This is a genomic window from Clostridium akagii DSM 12554 (assembly GCF_000686725.1).
Taxonomy (GTDB): Bacteria; Bacillota; Clostridia; order Clostridiales; family Clostridiaceae; genus Clostridium_I; species Clostridium_I akagii.
In genome coordinates, this window is the sequence record NZ_KK366008.1 from 311,651 (window position 1) to 332,686 (window position 21,036).

Here is a 21,036-nt window from a genome sequence, read left to right on the forward strand (position 1 = left end):
ATTATAATATTTGTCAACTATAAACTCCTACTTAGATAATAAAAAAACCGCAAAGTGTTTCACTTTGCAGTTTTTATAGTACAACTTATTTAATAACTGAATTTTTTAGTTGTTTTACCAATATCACACCGAAAATAGCTGGTATTATTTGTCCAATACATAAACTCAAAGCTAGTGCCTTGTATGGAATATGCGTAAGATACGAAAGCCATATTGGTACAACAAGACCTGGAATAAAAATTATAGGTATAATCATAAACCAATCGTTTAATTTAAGTTTTTTTATAAAATAAACTACTGATGCGGTTACTACTCCTACTAACGCACCTCCAATCATATCAAATGGTCCTAGTCCTCCCATTATGGTATTGCTAATAAGATTGCTTAACCCCATTGGTAAAATCAAAAACGGATATATTGATGTTAACGCATATAAAGATGTTGCTATTCTTATTTGATACTGTCCAAAGGCGAACCCTTGGGTAAAATACATTATCACTACATATATTGCAATTACAATTCCTGATATAGTTATCCTTCTTATTGATGAATCATTTTTCATATTTATCTCCTATTGACAAAAATTTTTTCCATAAATACAACAACCATAAGCCCCGTTGTATTGAGCATCGTCTATTACTACTACTTTCTCATAATCTTTTTTTAGATATCTTATTAATGCACTATTTTTGGAAGCTCCACCTGATAATAGCAAGGTCTCGCTTTTAAATTTGGAAAGAAGTGGCTTAAGCCTTTTATATAAAGAAAAGTTAACTCCTGCACACAGTTTTTCTAATGAATAACCTTCTGCTATTTTTCCAATTAGCTCTGATTCTGAAAATACAGCACAAGTAGAATTAAGTTCTACAGGATCATCACTAAAATTGAACATATCTAGTAATGGTACTTCAAGTACATTAGCCATATTCTCTAAATACCTTCCACAAGATGCAGCACATTTTTCATTAAGCTCTAAATCTGTTACAATCCCCTTTTCTACCATAATAACCTTGACATCCTGCCCTCCAACGTCTAAAAGCACAAAATTTTTTAGACCTGTACTATATATTGCACCATATACATGGGCTTTTATCTCTGTGATAGGCTTAAAAAGTTTAATATCTATATTATTTCTACCATAACCAGTGGACACAGCTTTGTCCACTTTATATATATTTAATTTTTTTAAATCCACCATTATCTTTCCGTCATAACTACAATAATCCCTATAAAAAGCCATGGTATTTACCATGAATTTATTGATTATTTTTTTATCCTCCATAAGCATAATTTTCACTTTCCTACTGCCAAGATCTATTCCTAATGTTATCACTTATCTCTCACTTCCTATCAATTAGCATATCTAAAAATGCCTCAATTCTTAATTTTGTCCTAGCATCTAAAACATTAAGTTTATCTCCCTCAACGTTTAGTATAGGTATATCTAGAGATTCCTTAATAATTATGTGCTCAATTTGTCTATAACAAAAAGCCTGAGTATAATTTATAACTCCATCTATTTTTCGCTGTTTAATTTGTTTCTTTATTTCCTGAATTCTGAATTCAATATCGTATGGATATGTATAATCATAATATTGTTCGTAAATATTTTTATAATTTATGCCTCTAGGAAAAGCGAACTCCCTTTGTACTTCGTTATACACTATTCTAGAATTAAATTTTTCTACAAAATCATATATATCACTGGTCATGGGAGGTGTACCTATATATGCTAATCTAAGCTTTTTTTCTATTGTTTTTCTACTCCTAATCTCTTTTATCTTGTTTCTTAATTCATCTTCAAAATTGTGATCATTACCATTAAAATCAGAACAACTTATTTGATAAATATGATTTTCAAGTGCTGTTGCTTTATTATCAATATAAGTGAGTTCATCTATCTTTTTCACTAAATTTCTTATTTTATTTAATCTTATCCGCACTTGCTCAACTTCACCCAATGACACTTTAAAAATATTCATAAAATGATCCAGTGAATTTTTTAAATCTGATAACTTATGATTGCTAGGATAGGCAAAAGGGTATACTTTTATCCCCTTCATTCTAAAAACCTCTTCTAATGCTTTTGAATTAGAACAATCCCCTTCAGTAACCCCCACTATTTCTTTAAAATCATTGTCCATGGCAGCACCATAAACTCCTTTTTTAAATGCACAAGAACTACTTGGAAATCCATCCCTTTCAGCCTTTTCAATTAATCCGGCATATTTATTAGACATTATAAATATATTGTTTAGATCCACCACCTCATATCCTGCTGCAATGAGAATTTCGATTGGAACTGTTGTGGTTATACCTATTTTTTTCATATTACCCTCCTTTCATTATTTATTGTACTTAATCCATCTATTATCCAGACAATAACACAAAAAAAAATAGAGCAGAAATCTGCTCTATAAACATAATGCATCTAAAATAAAATAACATACTTTATAGTTATTTCATCAAATTGCTAAATAAAAAAGAAGCATATTTTGCCTCTATAACCTCAATAAAAACACCACTATGCTGGTGATTCCTGGTTTTGTTTATAGACAGGATGGATTTCGAACTGTCTTTAAGCGCTTCATCAACAAAATAGCAATTCTATACTCTAATCTATTTTATTGTACGCTCTGCTATTGTACTTTATTTATTATATTAAGTCAAATAATTAACAACTCAAATGGTAACACTATTACAGAATATATACTTATATTTAACTAGTAAAATATCTAAAGACTTAAAACAATAAGGAGGCACCTAAATGAGAATTCCAAACCATGTGGCAATAATACCCGACGGTAACAGACGTTGGGCTGTTAAAAATGGATATTCCAAAGAGGCAGGCTATATACATGGGCTAATACCAGGGATAAAACTATTTAAATGCTGTGAAACACTTGGTATTAAAGAGCTAACATTTTATGGTTTTACTGTTGATAATAATAAAAGACCACCCTCTCAAAAAAAAGCCTTTACAACTGCTTGTATTGAAGCTGTTAAAATGCTTTCAAAAAACAATGCTTCTCTTTTAGTCATAGGCAATTATGACTCACCTATGTTTCCCAAAGAACTTTTACCATTTACCAAACGAAGAGATGTTGGTTATGGAGGCATTAAAATAAATTTTTTGGTAAACTATGGATGGGAGTGGGACCTTATGAACTTAAGTGATTCTAATTGTCATTCAAGGCAGAATATTTATGATAATATTAAATCAAAGGACATAAGCAGAGTTGATTTACTTATACGGTGGGGCGGAATGAGACGATTAAGTGGATTTTTGCCAGTTCAGAGCGTATATACTGATTTTTATGTTATTGATAATATGTGGCCGGACTTTACAGAAAATCAATTTTATGCTGCAATAAAATGGTATGATAAGCAAGATATAACTTTAGGTGGTTAAAAACAAAGAGGATATAGCAAAATATTTTTAATTATTTTGCTATATCCTCTTTATTCTAATAATTGTTATCTAATAATTGTTATCTAATAATTGTTTTTTTATATTACTTTTTACGCCTTTGACTATATTTACTATATCCATATAAGCATCTTGGGTTCCTTTGGTAACAATTGGTCTACCAAATCTAACCCAATTAAGTTTTCTTGACGTATACCCACCAATCTTCATTAGAAAATTCACCGCTGGCTTAGTATCCGCCATAAATAACTGATCAGTACTTCCATGAAAAATGCAATACATGTCTGCAATAGCTGGTATTACAAGGTTAGGTACATACTGCCTAGCCAAGGTATAAATTTTAGTTTTTGTTTCATCCTCTCCAATATAAATAAGATGACCCAGCTGCTCTTTTTTAATTTTATCAAATGTTGGCAAACTAAGTAGCTCATTTTTGCTTGGAATTCTATCCATTGGTAATTTATTAATATGTATATTGGCAGCAGTTGCTGCGGAGTGAGCACCACCTACATCATGATATATTACTATCATAAGTTTCACCTACTTTTTAATAGTTATATATATAGTATTTTAATAAAATACAAATATATTCAACAATTTAAGAGTAAGTTACTTTTAAGGCTAATATCCATACTTTAATTAATTTTGTATTATATGATTTTTATATTCTTATCATAACTATTTAGTATCTCACAACCATCTTTTGTAACTAAAACCAAATCTTCAATTCTCACGCCAAATTCATTTGGCAAATATATTCCTGGCTCAATGGAGAATACCATTCCTTCTTCAACTTCTGAATTATTTATACTGCTAACATCCGTTGGCTCATGAACATCAATTCCTACATTATGCCCTGTCCTGTGAGTAAAATATTCACCATATCCAGCATTAGCAATCACATCTCTTGCTGCTTTATCTATATCCGAAAATTTCGTGCCTGGTCTAACTGCTTTGATGCCTTGCAAATTTGCTTGATGCACAAGATTGTATATTTCCTTTTGTCTTTCACTTATTTCTCCATAAAATACTGTTCTTGTCATATCCGAACAATATCCATTGGTTTTTCCACCTATATCAATTATAATACTATTTCCTTTTTTCAAAATACTATTATCAGAACTGTGATGAGGTTCTGCACCATTCTTTCCAAAAGCAATCAATGGTTCAAATGAAAACTGTTCTGTTCCATGTTTTGCGTATATATCCACTAGATTTCTAGCCAAATCAACTTCTTTGCTACCTTCACTTATATTTTTAATGAGTTCATCAATCACCATATCATTAATCTTAGATGCCTCTTTAAGCAATTGTATTTCATCATCATCTTTTATTATTCTAACTTCATCCATTATAAAAGACCCATTTACCACAGAAATTCCTTGTAGTTTATCCATAAGTCTTATTAAAAATGATGATTGCCAGTTTTTATCTATACCTAGAACAGCCTTTTTATCAATAAATGGTGTCAACTTTTCTATAGGGTCTTCGCTATCATTAAAAGTAATGATATCAAATCCCGTATCATCATTTATTGGAAACAATGCATTTATCACAAATTTTTTTACTCCACTTTGATCTATAAATATAGCGCACATTCTTTCCCCTGATTCTATCCATTTGCCTGTTAAATAAAAAATTGCTGAAGGTGAAGTTATAATAAGCTGTGGAATTTTATATTTTTCCATACTAGTCAATATTCTGTCTAATCTTTTTTCTTCCATAATTCTATCTCCTCTGTGACTCATCTATTATGATGTAGCTTTTAGGTATCTAAAAACTGTAAGTATTTTACTTTTTTTCAGGTGCCTTAGATATTTTTACATCTTCATTAAGATTTACTCCTAAAATATCAATGAAGAAAATAAACATAGGAATTCCAAGTAATAAACCCCAAACCCCCATAAAGTGTTCTGAAAATATCAGTATTACAAACGTGAAAAATATTGGTAATTTAGTATTATGGGACATGAGTTTTGGATTTAATATATAGCTTTCCATTATATGAACAATAGCTATCATAATCAGTACATATAAAACCTTTATAAGTCCTCCTATTTTAAAACCAATCAAAACAAGTGGAATTAAAGATATTATAACCCCTGCCACAGGAATAAGACTTAATATAAATATCATGAACCCCAAAGCCAAAAGCTTAGGAAATCCTAAAATAGTAAGAAATATTACTGAAACTCCAGTATTAAACATAGCTATTACAACTTGTGCCTTTATAACTTTACCAAAAGAATTCAAGAAGTTGTTTCCAAAAAATTTAAAATATCTATAAATTCCGGAAACTTTACTGTATTCAAATTTTTTAACAAAGTCTTTAACTCTATCTTTTTCAAGCATATAAAACAGGCTTAATATCAATGCAATAAACAGATTACTACTCCATTTGCCTACATTTGTAGCTGCGCGAATAGCAAAATCCACACCAGATTGGGTATAATTTTTCATATTTATCTTTCTCAGCATTGGAAAAAGATAATTGCCCCACCCTCTTGGCAGATCCGATATAGCAATATTTTCGTAGAAATTTTCTCCTTGCTTTGTAATACTTATAATCTGATTAATTAATACTGGTACGTAGTTATATAATGCCACTATTATAAATGTAAATAGAATTATATATAAAATCAAAGTGATAATCCCTTTTTTAATGGGAATATATTTTTTTAAACTACCCACCACTAAATTTTCTAGACTATTAATCAAATACGTAAGTATAAATGTTAGTAACACTAAATTAAGTATACTTTTTATTATATACAAAAATAATGCAACAAACGCTATAAACAGTAAGCTTTTTACTAAATCCATACTAAATATCTTTTTCAAAAAATCCAACATTTCCACCTCATAAGACCTATTTTTTTACAAGTTTATTAAATCTATGCAAATATAATTATATTCATATGAATGATGCATTAATTTCTCATATGCACTATTATGTAACATTTTAAGTCCCCTTTATAAATTTAATTTTTTGTATTATAATTATATTTATAAGAATAAATTGTTAATACTAATTATACTATACCTTTTGGAAAATTCCAATTTATACTTTATTAATAATTGTCATATGCATTTAACAAAAATGACATATAATTGTCACAGTTTTTGTCTATTATTAAAGCATATGATTTATGAATTTGGGAGGTAGACGATATGAGCGAATTTAATGATAAAAGTAATGATAAAGATAAAAAAGATAATACAGATAATGCAGATGAATTTTCAATGTCAAATTACTCTGGGTATAATGTATCACATACTGAAAACTATGATTCCAGCAGTAATAGTGATAACGCTGATTATGATTATGAAGTTAAAACTCTAGAAAACAATGAAAAAAAGCATGGAAAAGGAATGGGAAAAAGGATTGCGTCCTATGTAGCAGTTGGTCTAATTTGTAGTTTACTTGGAGGTACTGTCTCTGGAGTAGCATCTATATATCTTCTTCCTAAGACAAGTTTCTTTAAGAATACTCCATTATATAAAAACCTGGCTAATGCTAATAGTAATTCAAACATGTATACAGATGCCTCCTCTGGGAGCAAAAATGTTAATGCCTCCCCTACTGTTTCAAGCGGTAGTAGTCTTACAGTGGCACAAATTGCAAAAGAGGTTGGTCCAGCAGTAGTTGGAGTTTCAACCAAGATACTCTCTTCAGATAATAATTATGGTTTAGGTAATGGTAGTAGTGAAGCAGAAGGGGTAGGATCTGGTATTATCATAAATAAAGATGGATATATATTAACGAATTATCATGTTATTCAAGGTGCTCAAACAATCACCATTACCCTGAACAATAAAAAAACGGCAAAAGCTAAAGTAATCAACTACGATTCTTCCATGGATTTAGCTGTAATTAAAATTTCCGATAGTACGATTACAATGCCTGGCGTTGCTGAGCTAGGTAGTTCTAGTTCTTTACAAGTAGGGGATTCTGTTGTGGCTATTGGAAATCCATTGGGACTTGAGTTCTTTGGCTCAGTAACTACAGGTGTTGTTAGTGCTTTAAATAGACAGGTTTCAGTAGGAAATTCTAAATCACAAACTCTAATTCAGACAGATGCTGCTATAAATCCTGGAAACAGTGGTGGTCCACTTGTGAATTCACAAGGTCAGGTAATTGGTATAACAAGTTCCAAACTAACAGATACTGGTGAAGGAGTTTCTGCAGAGGGAATGGGTTTTGCTATTCCTATTGATGTTGTTAAACCAAAAATAACTTCACTAACAAAACCAATGTTAATGCTTGGCATCACAGTTGAAGATGTAACTCAAGATGATTCACAATCTAATAATGTACCACAAGGAGCTGAAGTTAAAAACGTAACTTCAGGTAGTTCAGCAGATAAAGCCGGACTTGAATCCAGTGATATCATCACAAAATTTGGTGGTAAAACTGTAAAGAGCTCAGATGATTTAAATAATGCAAAAGCAGAACATAGCGCAGGTGATAAGGTAGCTGTTGAGATTTACAGAAATGGAGTAAATAAAAGCCTTACTATAACACTTGCAACTGCAAATTAAATAAACATGAAAATAGCCGCAAGGGACATGATAATTTTCTTGCGGCTACTTTCATGTTTAAAAATAAACTAATTGAAAATCTCATCCATAGCTTTACTTTAATTTCATATGTGTTTATCTTTATTTAAGCAGAAATAAAATGATACTCCACCAGGGTAATTTTCTACACCAAAATCGCTATTATGAAGAATAAGTATGTTTTTTGTAATAGCAAGACCTAGCCCCGTTCCTCCAAGATTTCTATTTCTAGATTTATCTATTTTAAAAAACTTATCCCATATCTTAACCAAATCTGGCTGGTCAATATTTTCTCCAGAATTTTTTACAACTACATATACTTTATCCGAATCTTCCTCCATATCAATTTTAATATTTCCATTTTCTTGCGTATGTCTAATTGCATTAGTAATAAAATTAGTAAGTACTTGTTCTATTCTCATTGTATCCCCATATACAAGTACATTATTGCCTAAATTCAATTCCACATCGATTTTTTTGCTATTAAAGATATTATAATACTTTTTAGCTGTTACATTTATAAGTTTATCAATGTAAAAACCTTCCCACTTTAATTTAAAATTCCCATTTTCAAGCTGTGCTAAATCTAACATATCTGATACAAGCACACCCATCTTTTTAGCTTCATCAATTATAACATCTACATAATACTCCCTATCATTCTCTTGAAAAACATCATCTTTAATTCCTTCCGCATATCCTTCAATAAGACTAATAGGAGTTTTAAGCTCATGAGAAATTCCACCAACAAATTCCCTTCTCATCTTTTCTAGGCTTCTCTCCTTTTCAATATCACCCTTTAATTTTAAATTAGCCGATTTTAATGATTTAAGTGCACCATCCAAGTTTTCTGACAAAAAGTTTAATGTAACTCCGAGACTACCTAATTCATCTTGACTGTCCACTTTGTATTTCTCGGAAAAATCTAACTTTGACATTTTTAGTGCTGTTTTATTTAATTTTATTAATGGTTTAGCAATCATATTTGAATATATAATTGATAGTAATATGGTAAGTGCAAAAGCCCCTATGTAAATATAAATAAATATTTTTTGAATTACTGCTGAGGCCTCATTGATTGGTTGCAAGGAAGATACTACAAAAATCACCTCATTTTTAGTTTGATTTGGTACAATACTTATAATTGTCTTAGTATCATAATTATTATTCTTAAATATATATGTTTTTATCTTGCCACTTCTCTTCATATCAACAAAGGCGCCAGGTTCTGAAGTAAGGTCGTTCATTGCCGCCCTTATAACTCTTACATTTGAAGATTCTTCTCTGGGGTCACTATTTGAAGCAAATTTTAAATAGCCGTTTTTATCTAAAATTCCAACCTTACTATTATTACTATCCTGGAAATTAACTAATAACTTTAAAATCTCATCTTCCCCACTAACCTTGTTATAACTTTCCTCAAGGTGTTGTGCATTTTTCTCCAATGTATCCATTTTCCAATTTGTATAGAATTTTTGAAAAAACAGAGTTTCAAATATAAATATACAACTCGTAAATATTGCCAGGAATATTAATGTAATAATAAAAATTTTTTTCGCTATGCTTTTGTTTATTTCACTTATTCCTTTAATTCTATTTATTTTAATTCTATTAATTTTCACTTTTTTACCTCTAATTTATATCCACTCCCTCTAACTGTAGTTATCAGGTAAGCCTTCTGCTTTAATTTTTCTCTTAACCTTTTAATATGAGTATCCACCGTTCGCAAATCTCCAAAATAATCCATTCCCCATACACCATCCAAAATTTTGTCCCTAGTAAGCAATATTCCTTTGTTTTTAGCAAAATATAATAACAAATCATATTCTTTAGGTGAGAGGTATATTTCCTTATCCTCTATTAGAACCTCATGGCTTAGTTCATCAATTATTAAACCCTCTATATTAATTGGGTAATTTGTATATTTTTCATCGGGGTAATATCTTTTAACTAGAGCTTTAGTTTTAGCAACTAAAATTTTAGGACTAAATGGCTTCGTTACATAATCATCAGCTCCTAATTCATAACCAAATAACTTATCATCTTCTTCTGCTTTTGCAGTTAAAATTATGATTGGAACATTTGATTCTTTACGTATATATTTGCATACATCAAACCCATCCATAAAAGGCATCATTATATCCAATATTATTAGGCCAATTTTGTTAGAATCAAAAGTTCTAATTGCTTCTAAACCATCTTTTGCTTTAAGCGTATTAAATTTTTCCTTTCTTAAATATGCTTCAATTAAATTTCTCATTCTTTCTTCGTCTTCAACAATTAATATACTGTCTTCCATAACGTTTCCCCTTTTAATATCCTTAGGATTTTAACTTATTTTCATTATATCATAATAAAAATATATAAAAATTAAAATATTGTTAACTCGAGTTTTTAGCACAATTTGGAAGTTGTATTTTCTTATATGATACATAATTAAATTAACTAAGCAAATAATATAAATATATTCATGACAGAAAAACTGAAAATAATAAAAAGAAGATGACATAATGCAAGTTTTGTTAAAATCAAGAAAAATTCTGTATATGGTTTTTTTTATAATACTTTTATTGTTAGTACTTACCTCAAAGTCTTATGCCAAAGAAACTATTGAAAACAATGATAAAAAAACCGTTTATTTGACCTTTGATGATGGTCCCAGTATTATAACTGATAAGCTCCTTGATACTTTAAAGAGTTGCAACGTAAAAGCCACTTTTTTCGTAGTTGGAAAAGAAATTCCTGGAAGAGAAAAAGTTCTAAAAAGAATATATAATGAAGGTCATAGCATCGGTCTTCATACCTATTCTCATAATTTTAAAAAAATTTATAAAAGCGATGATATTTTCATTAACGAAATGCTTTCCTCTCAAGAAAAAATAAAAGAGGTTACAGGTTATTCTTCTAATTTCATTAGATTTCCAGGTGGAAGTTCCAAACATTTAAGTGGATCCATGCTTGAAAAAATTCATAAAAATAATTTAAGAGTCTTTGACTGGAATTCCAGTTTAGAAGATGGTGTTAAACCAAATCTTTCTGTAGATGATTTGGTGAAAAATTCAAAGAAATGTAGAGTGTGTGATCATAGGATAATCCTACTCATGCACTGTAATTCAAACAATACAAATACAATAAAAGCTCTTCCAAAAATTATAGATTGTTATAGAAATCGTGGCTATGAAATTAAGCCCATTATTGATTCAACCCCTGAATATTACTACAAATTTAAAAAATAGCTACTGAATATATCAGTAGCTATCTAAATACAATTCAATTATTTTCTGAAACCTCTGTTGCTTTGTGCCTTCCTTGCTTTTCTGCATTCAGGACATCTTACAGGGTCATTTTCGAAACCTTTTTCTTTATAAAATTCTTGCTCACCTTCAGTGAATATGAATTCTTTACCACAATCTTTGCATACAACTGTCTTATCTGCCATCTAAACATACCTCCTTTTTTAGAATTAGGGATCTAACGGCTCATAAATTACACTTCCCGGAAAAAAAGGAGAATGCTAGTTTCATGATATTAAATCTCTCGATTACAAACAAATTATATCATACGCCCTTTTAAAACACAATATAAATAACCAATATTTTACTTTAAATGTTAAATTATAAAATATTTTCTATAATTCCCCCTCCAAGTAATAAATCGTCATTATAGAATACTACCGATTGGCCCTTTGTAATAGCCCTCACAGGTTTTTCAAACACCACCCTGACTTTTTCCTCACCAAGAGGATACACCATTGCTTCAGTAGGTTTGGATGCATATCTTATTTTAGCCTGAACCTTAATTGGCTCTTCAATTTTATCAAAAGGGATAAAATTCAAATTACCTGCTATGAGTTCTTTTTTAAATATGCCTTCTTCATTTCCTAAAACCACTTCATTTGTCAATGCTTTTATATCTTTTACAAATACAGGCTTTCCAAATGCTATTCCAAGACCCTTCCTCTGACCTATAGTATAATAAACTAATCCTTTGTGTTTTCCTAATATATTTCCAGTATCATCCACAAAATTTCCTTCTTTAACACTTTGTGGTCTTTCTCTTTTTATATAAGAACCATGATCATTGTCAGGAATAAAACAAATTTCTTCACTGTCCTTCTTATTATGAACATTCAATCCTATTTCCTTAGCTATTTCTCTTATTCTATCCTTCTTATAAGTTCCACAAGGCATCAACGTATGCTCTAACTGATATTGAGTCATATTATATAAAACATAGGTCTGATCTTTTTTATCATCTTCAGATTTTTTAATTAAATATCTACCATTCTCTTTATAAATGGTTGAATAATGACCTGTTGATACATAATCAGCACCTAATTCTTTGGCTTTTTTTAAAAATGCATCAAATTTTATATATTTGTTGCAAGCTATACATGGATTAGGGGTTTGCCCTTTTAGATACTCATCTATAAATGGTTCTATTACCTTTTCCTTGAATATATCTTTAAAATTTATTACGTAGAATGGTATTTGGAGTTTATATGCCACTCTTCTAGCATCCTCCACTGATGAGAGGGAACAACAACCATTCTCTCTGTCCTGAAATTCCTCATCCTCTGGCCATACCTGCATAGTTATTCCAATAACGTCATAACCTTGCTCTTTTAAAAGATATGCAGTTACTGAGCTGTCCACTCCGCCGCTCATACCTACTACAACTTTTTTATTCATAAGTTCACCTCATCTAAACATTTTGTATATTACGTATTATCTCTTTTAATGCTTTAACTGTATTCTCAACTTCTTGCTCCGAAGTTGAACTACCAAAACTAAATCTCATAGAACTCCTTGAATTTTCTTCACTAAGTCCCATTGCTATAAGCACATGAGACGGCTCAAGCGATCCTGCGGAACACGCACTTCCAACAGAAGCGCAAATTCCTCGTAAGTCTAGAGCCATAAGCAAAGTCTCTGCCTCTATTCCATGAAAACAAATATTTGAGTTACCTGGAATTCTATTAACCAGGTCACCATTTATAGATGTTCCATGAATTTCTAACACTTCCTTTAAGAACTTATCCCGTAGGCTTTTTAATCTAACTGTTTCAGTACTAATGCTAGAATTAGATTTTTCAATTGCTTTCCCAAGTCCCACAATTGCAGGGGTATTTTCCGTACCAGCTCTTCTTGCTCTTTCCTGCTCTCCACCATGAAAATAATTATCTACTTTCATGCCCTTTTTAATATACAGAACTCCGATTCCTTTAGGTCCATAAAACTTATGTGCTGACATAGATAACATATCCACTTTTAATTTTTGGACATCTACATTAATATGACCGATTGCCTGAACTGCATCTGTATGAAAAGCAATATTTTTTTCAGTACATATTTTTCCTATTTCTTCTATAGGCTCTAACGTACCAACCTCATTATTTGCTAGCATAATAGAAATTAAAATAGTCTTACTATTTATTGATTTTTCAAGGTAATCTAAATCTACCATACCATTTTTTTTAACAGGTACATATGTTACATCAAACCCTTGAGTTTCTAAATATCTGCACGTATTTAATACTGCTGGGTGCTCTATTTCACTAGTTATAATATGATTCCCACTTTTTCGTTTTGCAAAGGCTGTACCTTTTATTGCCCAATTATCACTTTCAGTACCACCACTTGTAAAAAATATTTCTTCTCTTTTACAATTTATTGCCTTAGCTACCCTACTTCTTGCTTTATCAATTGCCATTTTAGGCTCTAAAGAAAAAGCGGACACTGAAGAAGGATTTCCATAGAACGAACAAAAATATGGTTCCATTTCTTTAAATACATCCTTGTCTACAGGTGTAGTCGCTCCATAATCCATATATATTATTTTGTTATTCATCTTTTCATTACCTCAGCTTTTATATAAAAATAATTACGGTGCAAATAATTCTTGCACCGTAATCTACTATAACTCGCTTCATAAAAAGAAGCAACATGATTTTTTTATTTTAGGCTTCTAAAATGGAATATCAAGTCAAAATACTAGCCTATTTTATTAAAAATGCCTCAATCAAATACTGTAGTTGATAAATATCTTTGTCCTGTATCTGGAAGTATAACAACTATATTCTTACCTTTAAATTCAGGGCGCTTTGCAACTTCAATTGCTGCATATGCTGCTGCTCCAGAAGAAATTCCAACTAAAAGGCCTTCAATTCTTGCCAAATTTCTAGTTGTCTCAAAAGCATTTTCATTTGAAACAGATATTATTTCATCAACTAGATCTAAGTTTAAAACATCTGGTACAAATCCTGCTCCTATGCCTTGAAGTTTGTGAGGTCCTGGTTTTCCACCTTCAAGTACTGGTGAATCACTTGGTTCAACTGCAATTATTTTCACATTTGGATTATTTTTCTTCAATACCTTTGCAACGCCTGTAAGTGTACCACCTGTACCAACTCCAGCTATAAACACATCTACATTTCCATCAGTATCATCCCAAATTTCAACTGCCGTAGTCTTTTCATGATAAGCAGGATTTGATGGATTTTTAAATTGTTGTGGGATAAATGCATTTTCATATTCTTTTGCTAATTCCTCAGCTTTATTTATTGCACCTTTCATACCATCTGGTCCTGGTGTTAATACAAGCTCTGCACCATAAGCTATCAAAAGTTTTCTTCTCTCAATACTCATTGTCTCTGGCATTGTAAGAATTAATTTATATCCCTTAGCTACAGCTACAAGTGCAAGGCCAACACCTGTGTTTCCGCTTGTTGGCTCAATTATAACTGTATCCTTGTTTATTAAACCCTTTTGTTCAGCATCCTCAATCATTGCAAGTCCAATTCTATCCTTAACACTTCCAGCTGGATTAAAATACTCTACTTTTGCCAGTACCCTAGCACTAAGCTTATTAATCTCCTCGAATTTTGTAAGTTCAATTAGTGGCGTTTTTCCTATTAATTCAGTAACATTTTTATAAATTTTTGACATAAAATCACCTCATATTTTAAATATAATACATAAATACATCATTTGCAAGTTTGTTATATTTCATCACTAAATCTTCTAAAGTAATTGAGTCAACAATATCATTTATACTATCATTGATCTTACTCCAAACATTGTAGTTCACACATTGTTCCATTCTATCTTCATTTTTTAATTCACTTGCATCAACAACGTTCAAGTCACCCTCAAGAGCCCTTAAAATATCGCCAACAGATATATCACTTGGTGAATATCCTAAAATGTAACCACCTTGGGAACCCTTTTTACCTTGTATAAGACCTTTTTTTCTCAGAGAAGCAAAAATCTGTTCTAGGTACCCTTCTGATATTTTTTGTCTTTCACTTATACTCTTTAACGTAACACTATCATTAACTGCATTTATTGCCAAATCTATCATTGCTTTAAGTCCGTATCTGCCTTTTGTAGAAATTTTCATTTGCACACCTCATATTACTTAGTATTTCTATTTGTTTACTAGATTATATTATGAATCTCACTATTTGTCAATTGTTTCATGAAAAAATTTTATGGCTTTTCTATTTCTTTATTATTGTCGTCTATATTAGTTTTTAATACATCCCGTTTAAAAAGTATGGCAGCCGCCACTGCAGTTATTGGAATTGTACAAATTAGCCCAATGCTTCCGGCAAGAGAATTTAATACTGCTGATGCAATGGCATCTTGGTCCAAAATTCTATACATTGGGAGTTTATAGGAAGTCACAAGCATTATAACGTACATAGAACCGCCCACATAGGCTAATATTAAAGTATTGGCCATAGTTCCCATTATATCACGTCCTATGTTCATACCTGACATTATAAGTTCTGATGTTGTACTGTTAGGTCTATTTTGTTTTACCTCATTAATTGAAGATGCAATAGACATACTAACATCCATAACTGCCCCTAGAGCACCCATCAAAATACCAGCAAACATAAGTCCTCTAAAATTAAATTCAGTGTTTTGGGATATGTATATCATCATCTGTATTTCTTCATCCGTAAGTCCCGTAAGATTCAATTTATTACTAAAATATACAGCTATAAGAGCCGCTATAATTACTCCACCAATGGTGCCTATTATTGCCGCCACTGTTTTTTTATTTTTACCACTAATAATTAATAAACTTAATATACTGATACCTATACTTAATATTACCGATACAACTATTGGATTGAACCCTGCAATAATAAGTGGTATTAGTACTTTTAATATTACGATTCCTGTTATGATTAATGCTAGCACTGCTTTTAACCCTTTTATTCCACCAACAATTCCTAAAAGTAATACAAAAATCAATATTAATAAATATAATGGTTCATATCTATCAAGTTCATACATATAAGCTGATTTTATAGTTCCATTTGGATTTTCAGTTATATTTATAAGTACATCATCGCCTTTAGTTGCAGTGGTTTCCCTATATGTTTTGTCATTAATAAGATTGTCTAAAGACAATGTCTCGCCCTTATGATCTCCAGTTGAAATTTTAACTTGAACTTTGCCATGGGCAATTCCATTTTTACTGTTTTGTGCTTTGGAATTAGAACTAGAGTTCACATTATCCGATATAATTTTAGCATGAATCGGTTGATTTTCTCCATTAACCATTACAAAATTCTTTAAGCAAAAAATTATTACCACCAATAACAAAACTATTGCTGTAATAATAATTTCTTTCTTTTTTTTATCCATTTTCTTCACCTCTGTAAAATAACTCCTTTAATAATACTAATGTAATTAAAACTATTAATCAACATAAATAAAAATAATTCATAGTAATTTAATTAAGTTACTATGAATCTTTAACTCTCCAGTAACTCATCCTGCTAACTGGTTATTTTTTTCAGCATATTTAAGTGCAATAACAACATAAATTAATGTTATTATTGCATATAGAAATGTCCAATATGGAATATCTATTTTAAAAACAGACAATACTGTATCAAGAAATAACGGTGCTGTTAGTGAATATATACTTATTTTATACAAACTCTCAAAATCAATATTAATTCTCCTATAAAAAATTTGTACAAAAATAGAAACTATAAGTGCAATTAGTAGCCCTCCAATAAAATATCCTATGATTATTCCCAAAGTAATAAATGGTGGTATCATTCTCAATAATGGTAAATATTCATTAATTGTATCTTGGTTAATAATATTGCTACCAAAAGAATTGAAATATATAACTTGTATATTATATTTGTCAATTTTCTCAATAAGTTTATCTTTTAAAATAAGTATTCCTCTATCATATTTATTAAGCGCCGATTGCACGGTTTTTCCAGACGTATCTATTAAATAGTAATCATTACTTCTATTTGATATAATAATTGGCATTTTTTTATCAATCTTAAACTCACCATCTTTAATCTGAAAATTCCGAAGTTTTTGATTATACACATTTTTAAAATCTGTAATTTCTAAATTGCTATTAATTACTCCCCTCATAGAACCCAAAATTCCAAATATCAATGAGATTAAAAATAAATACAAAATTGCCTTGCCCAAGGTTTCTTTTAAAAAATTTGTATAGGATTTTAAGTTTGTAATACTGTTAAATATTTTATAGAATAAATTTATTTTCATATTCTCGCTATTATATTTCATATAATTCCCCCAATTATAATTTACCCAATATCTTAATAATAAATTAACATAATATATTATTCAACAAAAATACTCTCTATTAATTTAAAAATTACAATGTTGTATTATAGAGCAATAATAAATTATAATGGTATTGGGCGTTTTGTGAAAAATAGATAGTCTATTTTATTTAATACACCTTAGTCTTATTAACTGTTAGGAGATATTTATATATGAAAAAGATACAATTTAAGGGTGGAACTATGTTAAACCCAGTACCCGTAGTACTTGTTACCTCTAAAAATTCAAAAGGCGATACAAATGTTTTTACTGTGGCTTGGGCTGGAACTGCGTGCACTAAACCACCTATGCTAACTATCTCAGTAAGACCAGAAAGATTATCTTATGAATATATAAAAGAAAGTATGGAGTTTGTAGTAAACTTACCATCAGAGCAGCTAACAAAAAAAGTTGATTATTGCGGTGTTAAATCTGGTAGGATCACAGATAAAATTAAAGATATGGGCTTCACTCTTTCCCCTGGGATAGAAATTGATTGTCCTATAATTCAAGATTGTCCTATATCCTTAGAATGTAAAGTAAGAAGTATAACCCCCTTAGGTAGTCATGATTTGTTTTTAGCTGAAATTGTTAAAGTTCACGTAGATGAAAGTTTAATTGATAAGAGTGGAAAAATACATTTTGAAAATGCAAAACTCATAAACTATTGCCATGGTGAATATTATCCCATGACCACTCAACCTATTGGTAAGTTTGGGTTTTCAGTACAAAAACGCAAATAAACATATTCAGTATTCAAGTTAAAAAGATTTTTCGGCTTAGGCCGAAAAATCAATATAATACGCCTTCAAAAAAATAGCCATCCAGTATCTTAGTCTATTTTTTTCTCCACAAATTCTCTTTTATCTACATCCCATTCTGTATCTGATGCCTCTTGTTTTGTTGATTCATATATTTTAACAGTTAATCTGGCTACTTCATTCCATGTGTATTTTTCTTTAACTAACTTCTCAGCGTTTTTTTTCACATAACGCGAAAGTTTATTATCCGTTAACAGTTCAATAACATTATAAGCAAGACTATTAACATCTCCGTTAATCATCTTCATACCTGTATATTTATGCTTAATAATTTCCCCAAGGCCACCAGTATCTGATACTACCACAGGACATCCTGCCGCCATAGCCTCAAGAGCTACAATTCCAAATGGTTCATAAAGAGATGGAAACACTGCAACACTAGCCACCCTATATAGATTACTTTTGTTATAGTTATCCATGTACCCAACAAAAATTATCTTATTTTCATAACCCATATCTTTAACCTTACGTTTTAATTCTTCCGTCATTGGTCCTTGCCCTGCTAAAACAAATTTAACCTTATTATGTTTTTCCATTATTTGCGGTGCAGCATCAATCAATAGCTGTATTCCCTTTTCAAAAACATGTCTACCAATAAAAAATATTATCTTTTCATCATCCTTAGCATACTGCCTTCTAAAAGAAGATAGATCAGTTTCAATATCATATTTTTCAGTATTAACGCCATTTGGAATAACCTCAACTTTTTCTTCCAAAACATTAAAGGTACTTATAATTTGACTCTTCATATAATCGCTACAAGCAATTATTTTCCAAGATTCATAACATAATAGCCACTCAGTGGAGGATATATACCTCTGCATATCAGTTCTTATTCCATTGTTTCTTCCTGATTCTGTTGCATGTATTGTTGAAACCATTGGTATGTTAAATGCCCACTTTATGGCTTTTGCTGAATATGTAGAGAGCCAATCATGAGCATGAATAATATCTATCCTACCTAATTTTCTTATAATCCTTATACATTCTTCAATCATTGAAAAATTAAGTTGCATAATCCATTTGCTAAAATCTTCTGTTTCTATTCTATATGGAGTTACCCTATGTACAATAACTCCATTATCGTTCTCTTCTACTGGTGCTGTTCCTTCTTCACAGGTTATGATATGTACCTCATGACCAAGTAAAGTCAAACCTTTACACAAATTATAAACATGATTAGATAATCCACCTACGTTCCTAGGTGGGTATTCCCAAGAAATCATTACTATCCTCATTAAAAGCGCCCCTTTTCAATGTTGTAATAACAATATTAGCCATAAGGAAAATATAAACTTTATAATTCCATAATATTATATATATAATTACAAGTAAATTGTTTATATTTTAAATTTAAACTAAATTCAATATTTCTATATTGGTTTCTGAATCTTTTTCATAATCAATGCCCTCATAACCGAATCCAAATAATTTAAAAAAGTCATTTCTAAATATATTTATATCTGTGATCTGTTGTATGTTTTCTGTAGTAACTTTATCCCACAATTCAGCGATTTTTCCTTGAACATCCGCCCTCATTTCTCTGTCATCAATTCTTAACCTACCCCTATCATCTACAATGACATTTCCAGAGGCAATTTCTGAATATAACCTATAAATTTGCTGAACAGAATCCTCTTCCAAGTTTTTTTCCTTAAGAACCTTGCCAAGTAATGAAATATATAAAGGTACTACTGGTATAGCGGAACTTGATTGAGTGACTAGTCCTTTGTTTATAGAAATATATGCACTTCCCCCAATTTGCTTAAGCTTCTCATTTACCTTTGACGATACTCTTTCTAAATCCTCTTTTGCCTTTCCAATAGTTCCATTTCTATATATAGGGTATGTTATTTTAGGTCCAATATAAGAATATGAAATAACATTTGCTCCCTTTTCAAGAACCTCTGCATTTAAAAGCTTGTCTACCCACATTTCTAGGTCTTCACCACCCATTACATTGATGGTTTGCTCTATTTCATTATCATTTGCAGGCTGGATTTCCACATCTGACACTTCAAAAGTATGAAAATTCACTGACTTGTTTTTAAACGATTCGCCTACAGGTTTAAGCGCTGAATAGGATAGCTCTCCAGTGATTGGATGTTTTCTCCTTGGCGAAGCAATACTATAAATAACAAGATCAATCTTCCCAAGATCATTTTTTATTAGTTCAATAGTTTTTGCCTTAATTGCTTCTGAAAAAGCATCACCATTTATTGTCTTTGCATAGTGACCTTCTTCTATTGCTCTTCTCTCAAAAGCAACTGTATTATACCATCCTGCTGTGGCAGTTCGATTTTCTGTTCCAGGCTTTTCAAATACCACACCTATTGTACTTGCATCCCATCCAAAGGTTGAAACTATTCTTGATGATAAACCATATCCAGTTGATGCCCCAATTATTAATACTCTTTTAAATTTATTACTTATTTTATCTTTTTTCACATAATCGATCTGCATATCCACATTCTTTTTACATCCATCAGGATGTGCTGTTACGCAGATGAAGTCTCTAAATCTTGGCTTTATTATCATTTTTTTTACCACCTCTCTAATTATTTATTAAAGTACAATTGTATTATATCATTTGCTAAAACACATG

Annotated in this window: 21 protein-coding genes; 4 read left to right on the forward strand and 17 right to left on the reverse strand. The window is 30.6% G+C overall.

What is annotated here, in order from left to right; all coding sequences use genetic code 11:
• Positions 1-85: 85 nt before the first annotated feature.
• The 3 genes from BR66_RS26050 to BR66_RS0119955 are packed head-to-tail and all read right to left on the reverse strand — an operon-like array spanning position 86 to position 2,330.
• Positions 86-562, reverse strand: coding sequence for a QueT transporter family protein (locus BR66_RS26050; protein ID WP_084156564.1), 477 nt, complete (start codon positions 560-562; stop codon positions 86-88).
• Positions 563-571: 9 nt separating this feature from the next.
• Entirely contained in the window at positions 572-1,333 is a 762-nt protein-coding gene (locus BR66_RS26055; protein ID WP_026884493.1) for an acyl-CoA dehydratase activase, read from the reverse strand.
• Between the two features lie 7 nt (positions 1,334-1,340).
• Positions 1,341-2,330, reverse strand: coding sequence for a 2-hydroxyacyl-CoA dehydratase family protein (locus BR66_RS0119955; protein WP_026884494.1), 990 nt, complete (start codon positions 2,328-2,330; stop codon positions 1,341-1,343).
• A 437-nt stretch (positions 2,331-2,767) separates the two neighbouring features.
• On the opposite strand from BR66_RS0119955, the gene BR66_RS0119960 reads away from it, so the two are divergent.
• Positions 2,768-3,412 (forward strand): undecaprenyl diphosphate synthase family protein, encoded by a 645-nt coding sequence (locus BR66_RS0119960; RefSeq protein ID WP_026884495.1) that lies wholly within the window; start codon positions 2,768-2,770, stop codon positions 3,410-3,412.
• 69 nt (positions 3,413-3,481) lie between these two features.
• Here BR66_RS0119960 and BR66_RS0119965 read toward each other — a convergent pair whose 3' ends face one another.
• The 3 genes from BR66_RS0119965 to BR66_RS24355 all read right to left on the reverse strand — a co-directional run bounded on the left by BR66_RS0119965 (position 3,482) and on the right by BR66_RS24355 (position 6,271).
• Positions 3,482-3,961, reverse strand: coding sequence for a DUF3189 family protein (locus tag BR66_RS0119965; protein WP_026884496.1), 480 nt, complete (start codon positions 3,959-3,961; stop codon positions 3,482-3,484).
• Positions 3,962-4,080: 119 nt separating this feature from the next.
• The gene (locus tag BR66_RS0119970; protein WP_026884497.1) at positions 4,081-5,154 is read right to left on the reverse strand and encodes a M24 family metallopeptidase; all 1,074 of its coding nucleotides are present in this window, start codon (positions 5,152-5,154) and stop codon (positions 4,081-4,083) included.
• A gap of 67 nt (positions 5,155-5,221) precedes the next feature.
• Entirely contained in the window at positions 5,222-6,271 is a 1,050-nt protein-coding gene (locus BR66_RS24355; protein WP_341350081.1) for an AI-2E family transporter, read from the reverse strand.
• 330 nt (positions 6,272-6,601) lie between these two features.
• On the opposite strand from BR66_RS24355, the gene BR66_RS0119980 reads away from it, so the two are divergent.
• Positions 6,602-7,972: a S1C family serine protease gene (locus BR66_RS0119980; protein ID WP_026884498.1), complete on the forward strand. Its 1,371-nt coding sequence runs from the start codon at positions 6,602-6,604 to the stop codon at positions 7,970-7,972.
• Positions 7,973-8,076: 104 nt separating this feature from the next.
• On the opposite strand, the gene BR66_RS0119985 is transcribed toward BR66_RS0119980, so the two are convergent.
• Both BR66_RS0119985 and BR66_RS0119990 read right to left on the reverse strand, forming a co-directional pair.
• Positions 8,077-9,612 carry an ATP-binding protein gene (locus BR66_RS0119985; RefSeq protein WP_035796692.1) on the reverse strand — a complete coding sequence of 512 codons (1,536 nt, stop codon included), beginning with the start codon at positions 9,610-9,612 and terminating at the stop codon, positions 8,077-8,079.
• The gene (locus tag BR66_RS0119990; protein WP_026884500.1) at positions 9,609-10,289 is read right to left on the reverse strand and encodes a response regulator transcription factor; all 681 of its coding nucleotides are present in this window, start codon (positions 10,287-10,289) and stop codon (positions 9,609-9,611) included. The genes BR66_RS0119985 and BR66_RS0119990 overlap by 4 nt, the downstream gene beginning before the upstream one ends.
• A 211-nt stretch (positions 10,290-10,500) precedes the next feature.
• Between BR66_RS0119990 and BR66_RS0119995 the strand changes: the two genes are divergently transcribed.
• Positions 10,501-11,226 (forward strand): polysaccharide deacetylase family protein, encoded by a 726-nt coding sequence (locus BR66_RS0119995; protein WP_026884501.1) that lies wholly within the window; start codon positions 10,501-10,503, stop codon positions 11,224-11,226.
• A 38-nt stretch (positions 11,227-11,264) separates the two neighbouring features.
• Here the strand turns inward: BR66_RS0119995 and BR66_RS0120000 are convergent, their stop codons facing one another.
• The 7 genes from BR66_RS0120000 to BR66_RS0120030 all read right to left on the reverse strand — a co-directional run bounded on the left by BR66_RS0120000 (position 11,265) and on the right by BR66_RS0120030 (position 17,571).
• Entirely contained in the window at positions 11,265-11,429 is a 165-nt protein-coding gene (locus tag BR66_RS0120000) for a zinc-ribbon domain-containing protein (protein ID WP_026884502.1), read from the reverse strand.
• Positions 11,430-11,604: 175 nt separating this feature from the next.
• Positions 11,605-12,681, reverse strand: coding sequence for a tRNA 2-thiouridine(34) synthase MnmA (gene mnmA / locus BR66_RS0120005; protein WP_026884503.1), 1,077 nt, complete (start codon positions 12,679-12,681; stop codon positions 11,605-11,607).
• Between the two features lie 13 nt (positions 12,682-12,694).
• Positions 12,695-13,840 (reverse strand): cysteine desulfurase NifS, encoded by a 1,146-nt coding sequence (nifS, locus tag BR66_RS0120010; protein ID WP_026884504.1) that lies wholly within the window; start codon positions 13,838-13,840, stop codon positions 12,695-12,697.
• A gap of 167 nt (positions 13,841-14,007) precedes the next feature.
• Positions 14,008-14,937 (reverse strand): cysteine synthase A, encoded by a 930-nt coding sequence (gene cysK / locus BR66_RS0120015; RefSeq protein ID WP_026884505.1) that lies wholly within the window; start codon positions 14,935-14,937, stop codon positions 14,008-14,010.
• 16 nt (positions 14,938-14,953) lie between these two features.
• Positions 14,954-15,391 carry an RrF2 family transcriptional regulator gene (locus BR66_RS0120020; RefSeq protein WP_026884506.1) on the reverse strand — a complete coding sequence of 146 codons (438 nt, stop codon included), beginning with the start codon at positions 15,389-15,391 and terminating at the stop codon, positions 14,954-14,956.
• Positions 15,392-15,480: 89 nt separating this feature from the next.
• Positions 15,481-16,653 carry a YibE/F family protein gene (locus BR66_RS0120025; RefSeq protein WP_026884507.1) on the reverse strand — a complete coding sequence of 391 codons (1,173 nt, stop codon included), beginning with the start codon at positions 16,651-16,653 and terminating at the stop codon, positions 15,481-15,483.
• Between the two features lie 126 nt (positions 16,654-16,779).
• Complete coding sequence (locus tag BR66_RS0120030; protein WP_026884508.1) at positions 16,780-17,571, reverse strand: DUF1189 domain-containing protein; 792 nt, start codon at positions 17,569-17,571, stop codon at positions 16,780-16,782.
• 212 nt (positions 17,572-17,783) lie between these two features.
• Between BR66_RS0120030 and BR66_RS0120035 the strand changes: the two genes are divergently transcribed.
• Positions 17,784-18,353 carry a flavin reductase family protein gene (locus BR66_RS0120035; RefSeq protein WP_026884509.1) on the forward strand — a complete coding sequence of 190 codons (570 nt, stop codon included), beginning with the start codon at positions 17,784-17,786 and terminating at the stop codon, positions 18,351-18,353.
• 89 nt (positions 18,354-18,442) lie between these two features.
• On the opposite strand, the gene BR66_RS0120040 is transcribed toward BR66_RS0120035, so the two are convergent.
• A complete protein-coding gene (locus BR66_RS0120040) occupies positions 18,443-19,669 on the reverse strand; it encodes a glycosyltransferase family 4 protein (protein WP_026884510.1) in 1,227 nt (408 codons plus the stop codon).
• 115 nt (positions 19,670-19,784) lie between these two features.
• A complete protein-coding gene (gene fabV, locus BR66_RS0120045) occupies positions 19,785-20,969 on the reverse strand; it encodes an enoyl-ACP reductase FabV (protein ID WP_026884511.1) in 1,185 nt (394 codons plus the stop codon).
• Positions 20,970-21,036 lie beyond the last annotated feature (67 nt).

Bases quoted from the DNA above. Each gene is read 5' to 3' on its own strand.
- BR66_RS0120000 (WP_026884502.1), bottom strand. From the start codon at position 11,429: ATGGCAGATAAGACAGTTGTATGCAAAGATTGTGGTAAAGAATTCATA.
- BR66_RS0120040 (WP_026884510.1), bottom strand. From the start codon at position 19,669: ATGAGGATAGTAATGATTTCTTGGGAATACCCACCTAGGAACGTAGGT.
- BR66_RS26050 (WP_084156564.1), bottom strand. From the start codon at position 562: ATGAAAAATGATTCATCAATAAGAAGGATAACTATATCAGGAATTGTA.
- BR66_RS0119980 (WP_026884498.1), top strand. From the start codon at position 6,602: ATGAGCGAATTTAATGATAAAAGTAATGATAAAGATAAAAAAGATAAT.
- BR66_RS0119990 (WP_026884500.1), bottom strand. From the start codon at position 10,289: ATGGAAGACAGTATATTAATTGTTGAAGACGAAGAAAGAATGAGAAAT.
- BR66_RS0120025 (WP_026884507.1), bottom strand. From the start codon at position 16,653: ATGGATAAAAAAAAGAAAGAAATTATTATTACAGCAATAGTTTTGTTA.
- BR66_RS0119955 (WP_026884494.1), bottom strand. From the start codon at position 2,330: ATGAAAAAAATAGGTATAACCACAACAGTTCCAATCGAAATTCTCATT.
- cysK (WP_026884505.1), bottom strand. From the start codon at position 14,937: ATGTCAAAAATTTATAAAAATGTTACTGAATTAATAGGAAAAACGCCA.
- mnmA (WP_026884503.1), bottom strand. From the start codon at position 12,681: ATGAATAAAAAAGTTGTAGTAGGTATGAGCGGCGGAGTGGACAGCTCA.
- BR66_RS0119965 (WP_026884496.1), bottom strand. From the start codon at position 3,961: ATGATAGTAATATATCATGATGTAGGTGGTGCTCACTCCGCAGCAACT.
- BR66_RS0119970 (WP_026884497.1), bottom strand. From the start codon at position 5,154: ATGGAAGAAAAAAGATTAGACAGAATATTGACTAGTATGGAAAAATAT.
- fabV (WP_026884511.1), bottom strand. From the start codon at position 20,969: ATGATAATAAAGCCAAGATTTAGAGACTTCATCTGCGTAACAGCACAT.
- BR66_RS0120035 (WP_026884509.1), top strand. From the start codon at position 17,784: ATGAAAAAGATACAATTTAAGGGTGGAACTATGTTAAACCCAGTACCC.
- BR66_RS0119960 (WP_026884495.1), top strand. From the start codon at position 2,768: ATGAGAATTCCAAACCATGTGGCAATAATACCCGACGGTAACAGACGT.
- BR66_RS0120020 (WP_026884506.1), bottom strand. From the start codon at position 15,391: ATGAAAATTTCTACAAAAGGCAGATACGGACTTAAAGCAATGATAGAT.
- nifS (WP_026884504.1), bottom strand. From the start codon at position 13,840: ATGAATAACAAAATAATATATATGGATTATGGAGCGACTACACCTGTA.
- BR66_RS0120030 (WP_026884508.1), bottom strand. From the start codon at position 17,571: ATGAAATATAATAGCGAGAATATGAAAATAAATTTATTCTATAAAATA.
- BR66_RS0119995 (WP_026884501.1), top strand. From the start codon at position 10,501: ATGCAAGTTTTGTTAAAATCAAGAAAAATTCTGTATATGGTTTTTTTT.